Raw genomic sequence first — 12,811 nt, 5'->3', positions numbered from 1 at the left:
CCGAGGACGGATGAGGCGGATGAGCAGCAACGAAGACAGGCTTCTCGAGTATCTCAAGCGCGTCACCGGAGACCTCCGTCAGGCCCGGGAGCGCCTGCGCGAGGTCGAGGAGAAGGACCAGGAACCCATCGCGATCGTCGGCATGGCGTGCCGCTACCCGGGCGGGGTGCGCTCGCCCGAGGACCTGTGGCGGTTGGTGGCCTCCGGTGGTGACGCGGTCGGCGAGTTCCCGGCGGACCGGGGCTGGGACGTGGAGGGCATCTACGACCCGGACCCGGAGGCGACGGGGAAGACGTACGCGCGCCGCGGTGGATTCCTGTACGAGGCGGGGGAGTTCGACCCGGGGTTCTTCGGGATCAGCCCGCGAGAGGCCGTGGCGATGGATCCGCAGCAGCGCCTGCTGCTGGAGACCACGTGGGAGACGTTCGAGCGGGCCGGCATCGACGCGGATTCGGTGCGCGGCAGCCGTACCGGAGTCTTCGTCGGATCCGGCTACCAGGACTACGTCAACCTCCTGGTCGGAGTGGGCGGCGAGTCCGACGGCCATCTCGGGACCGGCAACTCCGCCAGTGTGATGTCCGGCCGTATCGCCTACACCTTCGGCCTGGAGGGCCCGGCGGTCACCGTCGACACGGCGTGTTCGTCGTCGCTGGTGGCGCTGCACTGGGCGGCCCAGGCGCTGCGCGGCGGCGAGTGCTCCATGGCGCTGGCCGGCGGCGTGCAGGTGATGACCACGCCTACCGCGTTCGTGGAGTTCAGCCGCCAGCGCGGGCTGGCCCCTGACGGACGGTGCAAGGCGTTCGGCGCCGCCGCCGACGGCACCGGCTGGGCCGAGGGCGTCGGCATGCTCCTGGTGGAGCGGCTGTCCGACGCCCGCCGCAACGGGCACCGGGTGCTGGCCGTGGTGCGGGGCAGCGCCGTGAACCAGGACGGCGCGTCCAACGGCCTGACCGCGCCCAACGGCCCCGCGCAGCAGCGGGTCATCCGCCAGGCCCTGGCATCGGCCGGCCTGTCTCCCGCCCAGATCGACGTCGTCGAGGCGCACGGTACGGGCACGACGCTGGGTGATCCGATCGAGGCGCAGGCGCTGATCGCCACGTACGGCCGGGAGCGGCCGGAGGACCGGCCGCTGTGGCTGGGCTCGCTGAAGTCCAACATCGGTCACTCGCAGGCGGCCGCGGGTGTCGGCGGCATCATCAAGATGGTCATGGCCATGCGCCACGGAGTGCTCCCGCGGACCCTGCACGTGGACGAGCCGACGCCGCACGTGGACTGGTCGGCGGGCGCGGTGCGGCTGCTGACCGAGGCCGTGGAGTGGCCGGAGACCGATCACCCGCGCCGGGCCGCCGTGTCGTCCTTCGGCGTCAGCGGCACCAACGCCCACACCATCGTCGAGCAGGCCCCGCCGGCCCAGGACGAGGAGCCCGCGGATGCTCCCGCCGACGGCCCCCTGGCGTGGGTGCTCTCCGCCAGGAGCGACGCGGCGCTGCAGGCCCAGGCGGCCCGGCTGCTGCCCTTGGTACGGGGCGAGGTCCGGCCGTACGACGTCGGGCTGTCGCTGGCCACGACCCGCGCGGCCATGCGTCACCGGGCCGCGGTCGTGGGGGAGAACCGTGAGGAACTCCTCCTCGGGCTGGAGGACCTGGCCACCGGGACCCCTTCATCCCGTGTGCTGCTGGGGCGCCCGGCCGGCGGCAAGACCGGCTTCCTCTTCTCCGGGCAGGGCTCGCAGCGCATCGGCATGGGGCGCGAGCTGTATGCGGAGTTCCCCGTCTTCGCCACGGCCCACGACGAGGTGTGCGCGCGCCTGGACGCCCCGGTCGACGTCGATGCCGAAACGCTTCACCGGACCGGGTGCACCCAGCCCGCGCTCTTCGCGGTGGAGGTGGCCCTGTTCCGGCTCCTCGAATCCTGGGGTGTCCGGCCCGACTTCGTCGTGGGCCACTCCGTGGGCGAGATCGCCGCCGCGCACGTGGCCGGTGCGTTGTCCCTCGACGACGCGGCGAAGCTGGTGTCCGCGCGTGCCGCGCTGATGCAGGCCCTGCCCGCGGGCGGCGCGATGGTCTCCGTGCAGGCCACCGAAGAGGAAGTCCTGCCCCACCTCACCGACAGGGTGAGCATCGCCGCGGTCAACGGCCCCTCGTCGGTGGTGGTTTCCGGTGACGAGACGGCGGCCCTGGCGATTGCCGCGGGCTTCGCCGAGCAGGGCCGCAAGACGTCCCGGCTGAAGGTCAGTCACGCGTTCCACTCGCCGCTGATGGACCCGATGCTGGAGGAGTTCGCCGAGGTCGTCCGTGGCCTGGCCTTCGAGAAGCCGCAGCTCCCCGTCGTCTCCAACCTCACGGGTCAGCTCGTCCAGGCCTACACCCCCGAGTACTGGGTCCGGCACGTGCGCGAAGCGGTGCGCTTCGCCGACGGCGTCCGGACCCTGCACGACCTGGGCGTGAAGACCTTCATCGAGATCGGCCCGGGCGGTGTCCTGAGCGGCATGGCGCAGGGCTGTGCGGACGAGGCCGTCACCGTGCCCGTCCTGCGTGCCGACCGCCCCGAACGGCAGGCGCTCGTGACGGCCCTGGCCCATCTGCACACGCACGGCGTGTCCGTGGACTGGAACTCGTTCTTCGCCGGTGCGCGGAAGACCGACCTGCCGACCTACGCCTTCCAGCACGAGCGGTACTGGGTCGACGCCCCGGAAACCGCTGCCGCCGCCGCGGCGGTGGACCGGGTGGACGCGGAGTTCTGGGAGACCGTGGAGCGCGAGGACCTGCGGGCCCTCGCCGAGACCCTCGACATCGGGGCAGGGGACGCGTTCAGCGACGTGCTGCCGAGGCTGTCGTTATGGCGGCGGCAGCGCAAGGAGCAGGCCGCCGTCGACGACCGGCGCTACCGCGAGTCGTGGAAGCGCCTGGGCGAGCTCGCTCCGGCCGGCATCGGCGGCACCTGGCTGTTCGCCGTGCCGGAGGAGGAGAACGAGCAGACCGCCGCGGTCCGCACCGCGCTCACCGCCCGCGGCGCCACTCTGAAGACGCTGGTCGTCGGCGCGGCGAGCGACCGCGCCGGTCTGGCCGGGCAGCTGGCCGGGATCGGGCCGGTCGACGGCGTGCTGTCCCTGCTCGTCAGCGGCGACCCCGTGCTGCCCACCCTGCTGCTCGTCCAGGCCCTGGGCGACGCGGGCGTCGACGCACCGCTGTGGTGCCTCACCTCGGGCGCGGTGGCCGTGAGCGGCTCCGACGCCGTACGCGACGCCCGGCACGCCCAGGTCTGGGGCCTGGGCCGCACCGTAGCCCTGGAGCTGCCCCGGCGCTGGGGCGGCCTGATCGACCTGCCGGAGTCCGTCGACGACCAGGCCGCCGCACGCCTGGCCGGCGTTCTGGGACAGGCGCTGACGGGCCGGTGGGAGGAGGACCAGCTCGCCGTCCGCGCCTCCGGCGTCTTCGCCCGGCGGCTCGCCCACGCACCGGCACGGGCGGCCACCCGCCGCTGGCGGCCCCGCGGCACCGTCCTCATCACCGGTGGTACGGGTGCGCTGGGCGGCCACGTCGCCCGCTGGCTGGCGCGCGGCGGCGCCGAACACCTCGTCCTCACCAGCCGCCGGGGCGCGGACGCCCCGCGCGCCGCCGCCCTGCGGCACGAGCTGGAGGCCCTCGGCGCCCGCGTCACGCTCGCCGCCTGCGACGTGGCCGACCGCGACGCCGTGGCGGCCCTGCTCGCCGAGCACGCCTTCACCGCCGTCGTGCACGCCGCAGGAGTCGCCGACGCCGGCATGGTGGACGCCACCACCCCGGCCGCCTTCGCCGCCGCGCTCGCCGCCAAGGCGGGCGGCGCCGCGCACCTGGACGAGTTGCTGGGTGACCGGGAGCTCGACGCCTTCGTCCTCTTCTCCTCCATCTCCGGCGTCTGGGGCAGCGGCGGCCAGGCCGCCTACGCCGCCGGCAACGCCTTCCTCGACGGTCTCGCCCGGCAGCGCCGAGACCGCGGCCTCACCGCGACCGCGGTCTCCTGGGGCCCCTGGGCCCACGGCGGCATGGTCGAGGACGGCGACGACGAGGAGCGGCTGCGCCGCCGCGGCCTCCGTGCGATGACCCCCGTATCGGCGATCACCTCCCTGCAGCGCGCGCTCGACCGCGACGAGACCCTGCTGACCGTGGCCGACGTGGACTGGTCGCGCTTCATCGTGCCGTTCACCCTCGGCCGGCCCAGCCCGCTGCTCGGCGACCTCCCCGAGGTGCGCGCGACGCTCGCGGAGGATGCCCCCGAGGCGGGCCACGGCTCAGGGGCGCTCGCCGAGAACCTGGCCGGGCTGTCGCACGAAGACCGCGCACGCGCCCTCGTCGACCTCGTGCGCACGCACGCCGCCGCCGCCCTCGGCCACCGGGGAGTGGGCGCCGTCGAGGCCGACCGGCCCTTCCGGGACCTCGGCTTCGACTCCCTGACCGCGGTGGAACTCCGCAACCGGATCAACGAGGCCACCGGCCTCGCCCTGCCCACGACGGTGGTCTTCGACCACCCCACGGCCGCGGACCTCGCCGCCCACCTGCTCGCCGAACTCACCGGCGGCCAGGACGCGAAGGCCACGGCCGCGGCGGCCGCCGCGGTGCTGGACGAGCCGATCGCCATCATCGGGATGGCCTGCCGCTACCCCGGCGGCGTACGCTCGCCCGAGGACCTGTGGGAGCTGGTCGCCTCCGGCCGCGACGCGATCTCCCGCTTCCCCGGCAACCGCGGCTGGGACGTCGAGGCGCTCTACCACCCGGACCCCGACCACCCCGGCACCACGTACACCACCCACGGCGGATTCCTGCACGACGCGGACGAGTTCGACCCCGCGGTCTTCGGAATCAGCCCCCGTGAGGCCGTCGCCATGGACCCGCAGCAGCGCCTGCTGCTGGAGACCACCTGGGAGGCCTTCGAGCGCGCCCAGATCGCCCCCGACACGATGCGCTCCACCGCCACGGGCGTCTTCGTCGGCACCGGCTACCAGGACTACACCGGCCGCCCGCTCAAGGTGCCGGACGGCGTCGAGGGCTACATCCCCAGCGGCAACGCGGCCAGCGTGATCTCCGGCCGGCTCTCCTACGCGTTCGGCCTGCAAGGCCCGTCGGTCACCGTCGACACCGCGTGCTCGTCCTCGCTGACCGCCCTCCACCTCGCCGTGCAGGCGCTGCGCAACGGAGAGTGCTCCATGGCACTTTCCGGCGGCGTGATGGTGATGGCCGGACCGTCCGCGTTCACGATGTCGAGCCGGCAGCGCGCGCTGTCCGCCGACGGCCGCTGCAAGGCGTTCTCCTCGTCCGCCGACGGCACCGGCTTCGCCGAGGGCGTGGGCCTGGTCCTGGTGGAGCGGCTGTCCGACGCCCGCCGCAACGGGCACGAGGTCCTGGCCGTCGTGCGGGGCAGCGCGGTCAACCAGGACGGCGCCTCCAACGGCCTGACCGCGCCCAGCGGCAGAGCCCAGCAGCAGGTCATCCGGCAGGCGCTGGCCAATGCCCGGCTCGCTGCGGACGAGGTGGACGCCGTGGAGGCCCACGGCACCGGAACCCGGCTCGGCGATCCGATCGAGGCGCAGGCCCTGCTGGCCACGTACGGCAAGGAGCGTTCCGAGGGCCGGCCGCTGTGGCTCGGCTCGCTCAAGTCCAACATCGGCCACACGCAGGCCGCCGCGGGCGTCGGCGGCGTCATCAAAATGGTGATGGCCATCCGCAGCGGCATCCTGCCGCAGACGCTGCACGTCGACGAGCCGACCCCGGAGGTCGACTGGTCCAGCGGGAACGTGCGCCTGCTCACCGAGCAGACCGCCTGGCCCGACCAGGACAGGCCACGGCGTGCGGCCGTCTCCTCGTTCGGGATGAGCGGCACCAACGTGCACACCATCATCGAGCAGGCTCCGCGGACCGCGCCCGCCGCAGGGGACGGGCAGACCCCCGCAGCGCAGGACGCGACCGCCGCCCGGCCCCTGGACGTGTTCCCGTGGGCGCTGTCCGCGAAGACCGCCCGGTCCCTGCGCGAGCAGGCCCGCCGGCTGCTGAACCACCTCGACCGTACCGAAGGGCTCTCGCTGCCCGACGTCGGCCGCGCCCTCGTCACCACGCGGACGCAGCTGGAGCAGCGGGCCGTGGTCGTCGGCCACGACCGGCACGAGCTGCGGGCCGGACTCGCGGCGCTCGCCGACGGCAAACCCGCGGACACCGTGGTCCAGGGCACCGCCGCAGCCTCCGGCAGGGTCGCCTTCGTCTTCCCCGGTCACGGCTCGCAGTGGACCGAGATGGCCCGCGAACTGCTGGACACTTCCCCGGTCTTCGCCGAGCAGGCGAAGGCCTGCGCCGAGGCGTTCGCCCCCTACGTCGGCCGGCCGCTGCTCGAGGTCCTGCGCGCCGAGCCGGGCGCACCGGGCATGGCCGAGGTGGACGTCGCCCAGCCCGCGCTGTTCACGGTGATGGTGTCGCTGGCCGCCCTGTGGCGCTCCTACGGCGTGACGCCTGCCGCCGTCGTCGGCCACTCGCAGGGCGAGGTCGCCGCCGCGTACGTCGCGGGCGCGCTGACGCTGGACGACGCGGCCCGGATCGTGGCCCTGCGCAGCCGCTCGCTGACCAAGCTCATGGGCAAGGGCGCGATGCTCGCGGTCGCCATGCCCGCCGACCGGGCCCGCGCGAGGCTGGAGAAGTACGGGACCCGGCTGTCGGTCGCCGCCGTGAACGGGCCCGCCGCCCTGACCGTCTCCGGAGAGCCCGATGCGGTCGACGAACTCCTGGCGGAACTGGAAGACGAAGGCGTGCGCGTGCGCAAGGTCCGCGGCGCGACCGGCGCCGGGCACTCCGCCCAGGTCGACAGCCTGCGCCCCGAACTGCTTGAGCTGCTGGCCCCGGTGGCGCCGGCCCCGGCGGACGTCCCCTTCTACTCCACGGTGACCGGCACTGTGCTGGACACCACCGCCCTGGACGCCGAGTACTGGTACCGCAACGCGCGGCACACGGTGGAGTTCGAGCGGACCGTACGGACGCTGCTGGCGGACGGGCACGGGGTGTTCGTCGAGTGCAGCCCGCACCCGCTGCTGGCCGGCGCGGTGCAGGAGATCGCGGAGGAGGCCGGTGCCGACGCCGTGACCGGCGCCTCGCTGCGCAGAGGCCAGGGCGGCATGGACCGCTTCCTGCGCTCCGTGTCCGAACTGCACGTGAGCGGCGTGCACGTCGACTTGACGGTCCCCTTCGCCGGGCGTCCGGTGCGGCGCGTGGATCTGCCGACGTACGCGTTCCAACGGCAGCGGTACTGGCTGGAGAGCGCCGACCCGGTGCCTGCGGGCGCCGATCCGGTCGAGGCCGGGTTCTGGGAGCTGGTGGAGAACACGGACCTGTCCGGGCTCGCCGCTGAACTCGGGGCGGACGACGCCGCCCTCGTCGGCCCGGCGCTGCCGGTGCTGTCCGCGTGGCGCCGGCGCAGCCGCGAGAAGTCCACGGTGGACGGCTGGCGCTACCGCGTCTCCTTCCGGCGGCTGACCGACCACCCGGCCCCCGGCCTGGACGGCCTGTGGCTCGCCGTCCTCCCCGCCGGCCTGGCGGACGAGCCGTGGGCGCCCTGCGTCGTCGGCGTGCTCGGCGCCCACGGCGCCAAGGTGCGGGTCGTCGAACTCCCCGTCGACTGCGACCGATCGCAGGCCGCGAACCGGCTCGCCGAGGAACTCGGCGGCGAACAGCCCGCCGGTGTCCTGTCGATGCTCGGCCTCGCCCCCGGCTGCCACCCGGCCCACCCGACGTTGTCCGCGAGCCTCGCCACGACCGTCACCCTGTTGCAGGCGCTGGGCGACGTGGACGTCCAGGCACCGCTGTGGTGTGCGACCCGCGGAGCCGTGTCCACCGGAGCCACCGACCCGCTGCGCGACGCCGGCCAGGCACAGGTCTGGGGTCTGGGCGTCGTCGCCGCACTGGAACTGCCCCGGCGCTGGGGCGGTCTCGTCGACCTGCCCGAGAAGCTGGACGAGCACGCGCTGCGCCGCCTGGCGGGAGCGCTGGCCCAGCACGACGAGGATCAGCTCGCCGTACGTGTCGACGGCGTGTACGGCCGGCGCATGGTCCGGGCGCGGCCCGCAGACGTGGAGCCCGCGACACCGTGGCAGCCTCGCGGTACCGTCCTGGTCACCGGCGGAACCGGCGGCGTGGGCCGGCACCTCGCCCGGTGGCTGGCCGGCGCGGGCGCGCAGCACTTGGTGCTCACCAGCAGGAGCGGGCCCCACGCCCCCGGTGCGCAGGAACTGCATGCGGAGCTGACCGCCCTGGGCGCCGAAGTGACCATCGCCGCCTGCGACACCGCCGACCGCGATGCGGTCGCGCGACTGCTCGCCCGCGTCGAGTCCCGGCACCCGCTCACCGCGGTGCTGCACGCCGCCGGCACGGCACGGTCGTCCATGCTGGCCGACGCCGGTCTCGACGAGTTCGCCGAAGCCGCGGCCTCCAAGGTCACCGGCGCCATCCACCTCGACGAGCTGCTCGACGGCCGTGAGCTGGACGCTTTCGTCCTCTTCGCCTCCGGTGCCGGCGTCTGGGGCAGCGGTGGGCAGGCATCCTACGCCTCCGCCAACGCCTTCCTCGACGCCCTGGCACTGCGGCGGCGGGCCCGCGGCCTGACCGCGACCTCGGTCGCCTGGGGCGGCTGGGCGGGCGGCGGCATGGTCGACGACGCGGTCCAGGAGCGCGGCGAACGGCGGGGCCTGGGCGTCATGGCCCCCGAGCTCGCGATCTCCGCCCTGCGCCAGGCCGTCGAGCACGACGAGGCGGCCCTCACCGTCGCCCCGATCGACTGGGAGAAGTTCCTGCCTGCCTTCACCGTGGGACGGCCCAGCCCGCTGCTGGCCGACCTGCCCGACGTACAGCGGCTCCTGGAGGCCGAGCTGGCCGTCGGCGAGGAGACCGGCGCCGGAGCGGCGCTGGCGACCGAGCTCGCCGCACTCGCACCGGCCGAGCAGGAGGAGCGGCTGCTGGAGCACATCCGCGCCCAGAGCGCCGTGGTCCTCGGTCACACGTCGGCCGAGGACGTGCTGCCCACCGCGCACTTCCTGGAGCTCGGCTTCGACTCGCTCACCGCGGTCGACCTGCGCCGGCGCCTGTCGGCGGCGACCGGTCTCCGCCTGCCCGCCGGACTGGCCTTCGACCATCCCACGCCCGCCAGGCTCGCCGAGCACCTGCTGACGCGGCTCCAGGGCGCCGGCCACGGCGCGGCGGAGGAGCGGCCCGCCGACATGCTGGTGCAGCTCTACCGGCACGCGAGCCAGAACGGGACGGCCGCCGAGGCCATGGGGATGCTGATGGAGGCGGCCCGTTTCCGGCCTTCGTTCGAGCGGCCCGAGGAACTGGCCCAGCGGCCCGCCCCCGTACGGTTGTCGCAAGGCGACCATCCCCTCGCGCTGATGTGCTTCTCGCCGTACGTCGTACCGGCCGGGGCACACCAGTACGCGCGGTTCGCCGCACCCTTCCGCGACCGGCTGGACGTGTGGGCGCTGGTCCACCCCGGCTACGAGAAGGGCGAGCCGGTCCCGTCCGATCCGGACGGCGTGCTCCGGCTGCACGCGCAGACCGTACGGGAGTGCGCCGGCGGAAAGCCGGTCGTCCTGCTCGGCTACTCCTCGGGTGGCTGGATCGCCCACGGCGTGGCGGCACACCTGGAGGCCATGGGCGAGCAGCCGGCGGCCGTGGTGATGGTCGACAGCTTCAGCCGCGAGGTCCCCTTCGACCACCAGGTGCTCAACGCGATGGCCCAGGCGCAGTCGCAGCGCCTGGACTTCATGGCGTCCGGCGGTGAACAGCTCACCGCGATGGGTCGTTATATGCGCCTGTTCGACGACTGGGCCGCGCCGCGGATCGCCGCGCCGACCCTGCTCGTACGGGCGAGCGAGCCCGTGCTGGCCGGCGCCGCGGACGGCGACGGGCGCGCCGCACCACCCGAGCACGTGGACACGATCGTCGAAGTGACCGGAAACCACTACTCGATGTTGGAGGACCACGCCGGCACCACCGCGGCGGCGGTGGATTCCTGGCTGGCGGACGTCGTCACCGATTCGTCCGGCGCCGCCGCACCTTAGGACGCAACGACCGCATGACCGGCGCGCGACCACCGCGATCACCCCAGACCGGACCGAGTAGATGTGGGAGAGAAATCATGACGAAGGCTCTCTACGAGATAGGCGAGACCCCGCCCCTCGGTGAGGTCCCGCGGCAGATGTACGCCTCGGTGATCCGCCAGAACCGATTCGGCGAGCCGAAGCAGGCGTTCCGCACTGAGGTCGTCGACACCCCCCGGGTGGGCCGGGGCCAGGTGCTGGTCTACGTGATGGCCGCCGGCATCAACTACAACAACGTGTGGTCCTCTCTGGGCGAGCCGGTCGACGTCATCGGGATGCGGCAGCGCCAGGGCCAGCCCGAGGACTTCCACATCGGAGGCTCGGAGGCCTCCGGCGTGGTGTGGGCCGTCGGCGAAGGCGTCCGCAACGTCGAGGTGGGTGACCACGTGCTGCTCACCAGCGGCCAGTGGGACGAGGCCGCCGAGGACATCCGGATGGGCACGGACCCTCTGGTCTCGGAGAGCATCAAGGCCTGGGGGTACGAGACCAACTACGGCTCCTTCGCGCAGTTCTGCCGCGTCGACGAGTACCAGTGCCACCCCAAGCCCGCCCATCTGTCGTGGGAGGAGTCGGCGGCCTTCCTGCTCACCGGGCCCACCGCCTACCGGCAGTTGTTCGGCTGGCAGGGCAACACCGTCCGCCCCGGAGACCCCGTCCTGGTCTGGGGCGGTGCGGGCGGCCTCGGCTCGATGGCCATCCAGCTCGTCAGGCTGGCCGGCGGCATCCCGATCGCCGTGGTCTCCAGCGAGGACCGCTCCGAGTACTGCCGCCGCCTCGGGGCGGAGGGCACCGTCAACCGCCGCGACTTCGATCATTGGGGCCGGCTTCCCGACGCCGGGGACGCCGAGGCGTCGGCGCGGTTCCTGCGCGGCGCTCGCGGGGTCGGGAAGAAGATCTGGGAGATCCTCGGTGAGCGCAAGTCCCCGCGGATCGTGCTGGAGCACAGCGGCCAGGACACCCTGCCGACCTCGATGTACCTGTGCGACAACGCCGGCATGGTGGTGATCTGCGGTGGCACCTCCGGCTACAACGGAGACGTCGACTTGCGCCACCTGTGGATGCGCTCCAAGCGCCTCCAGGGCTCGCACTACGCCGGCACTCGCGAGTGCCGCGAGGTCATCAACCTCGTCGGCGCCGGCATGCTCGACCCCTGCCTGTCCGCCTGCGACGGCTTCCAGGACATAGGGCGCATGCACCAGATGATGCACGACAACGTGCACCCCTCCGGGAACATGGCCGTCCTCGTGAACGCGCCTCGGCGCGGCGAGACCGCGCTCGAACTCGCGGCCGCCTGACCGTCCCCCGTCGTACGAACCCCCCACGTCCCACAAGCACAAGGAGAGTCATGCCCGAGCCCACCGCCGACGCGCCCGCCGTCCCCAACGCCCGCAGCTGCCCGTTCCTGCCGCCGGACGGCATCGCCGACGTCCGGGCGGCCGCCCCGGTGACCCGGGCCACCTTCACCAGCGGCCACGAGGCGTGGCTGGTGACCGGCTACGAGGAGGTGCGCGCCCTGCTGCGCGACCCCTCGTTCAGCGTCCAGGTGCCCCACGCGCTGCACACCCAGGACGGCGTCGTCACCCAGAAGCCCGGCCGCGGCAGCCTGCTGTGGCAGGACGAGCCGGAGCACACCGCAGACCGCAGGCTGCTCGCCAAGGAGTTCACCGTCCGGCGCATGCATGCGCTCCGGCCGAACATCCAGCGCATCGTCGACGAGCACCTCGATGTCATCGAGGCGCGGGGCGGCCCGGTCGACCTGGTGAGGACCTTCGCCAACCCGGTGCCTTCCATGGTGATTTCCGATCTGTTCGGTGTCCCGGTCGAGCGCCGTGCGGAGTTCCAGGACATCGCCGAGGCGATGATGCGCGTCGACCAGGACGCCGCCGCCACCGAGGCCGCCGGCATGCGCCTGGGCGGGCTGCTCTACCAGCTCGTCCAGGAGCGCCGGGCCAACCCCGGTGACGACCTGATCTCGGCGCTGATCACCACCGAGGACCCCGATGGCGTGGTCGACGACATGTTCCTCATGAACGCGGCCGGCACCCTGCTGATAGCGGCCCACGACACCACCGCCTGCATGATCGGCCTCGGTGCGGCGCTGCTCCTCGACCGCCCCGACCAACTGGCCCTGCTTCGCGAGGACCCGTCGCTGGTCGGCAGCGCGGTCGAGGAGCTGCTGCGCTACCTCACCATCGGCCAGTTCGGCGGCGAGCGCGTCGCCACCCGGGACGTGGAGCTCGGTGGCGTGCGCATCACCCAGGGCGAGCAGGTCGTCGCGCACGTCCTCGCCGCCGACTTCGACCCGGCCTTCGTCCAGGAGCCGGAGCGCTTCGACATCACCCGCCGCCCCGCCCCGCATCTGGCCTTCGGCTTCGGCGCACACCAGTGCGTAGGCCAGCAACTCGCCCGGATCGAGCTGCAGATCGTCTTCGAGACCCTGTTCCGCCGTTTCCCGACCCTGCGCCTGGCCAAGCCCGTCGAGGAGCTCCGCTTCCGCACCGACATGGTCTTCTACGGCGTGCACGAGCTGCCCGTCACCTGGTGACCGCCGCACCACGGCCCACTCCCACAGGAGACCGGCGCCCGCGGACCTCCTGCGCTGATCACGCCTTCCGTCGCCGCCTCGCGCCGAGGGCGGCCGAGGCCGCCGTGCACACCAGGGACTGCCCTTTTCGGGCGCATGGCCGCCGGACCTGGAGATTCCGC

The 12,811-nt window shown here is 73.5% G+C and carries 3 protein-coding genes; all 3 read left to right on the top strand.

What is annotated here, in order from left to right; all coding sequences use genetic code 11:
- Positions 1-19 precede the first annotated feature (19 nt).
- Positions 20-10,066 carry a type I polyketide synthase gene (locus tag ACZ562_RS36120; RefSeq protein WP_471188414.1) on the top strand — a complete coding sequence of 3,349 codons (10,047 nt, stop codon included), beginning with the start codon at positions 20-22 and terminating at the stop codon, positions 10,064-10,066.
- 77 nt (positions 10,067-10,143) lie between these two features.
- On the top strand, positions 10,144-11,400 hold the full coding sequence (ccrA, locus tag ACZ562_RS36115) for a crotonyl-CoA carboxylase/reductase (protein WP_471188412.1): 1,257 nt from the start codon (positions 10,144-10,146) through the stop codon (positions 11,398-11,400).
- A gap of 50 nt (positions 11,401-11,450) precedes the next feature.
- Positions 11,451-12,650: a cytochrome P450 gene (locus ACZ562_RS36110; RefSeq protein WP_471188410.1), complete on the top strand. Its 1,200-nt coding sequence runs from the start codon at positions 11,451-11,453 to the stop codon at positions 12,648-12,650.
- Positions 12,651-12,811 lie beyond the last annotated feature (161 nt).

The organism is Streptomyces sp. NPDC040410, assembly GCF_055595715.1.
Note: the sequence above shows the minus strand (reverse complement) of the source record. Positions and strands in the feature narration are given on the sequence as shown.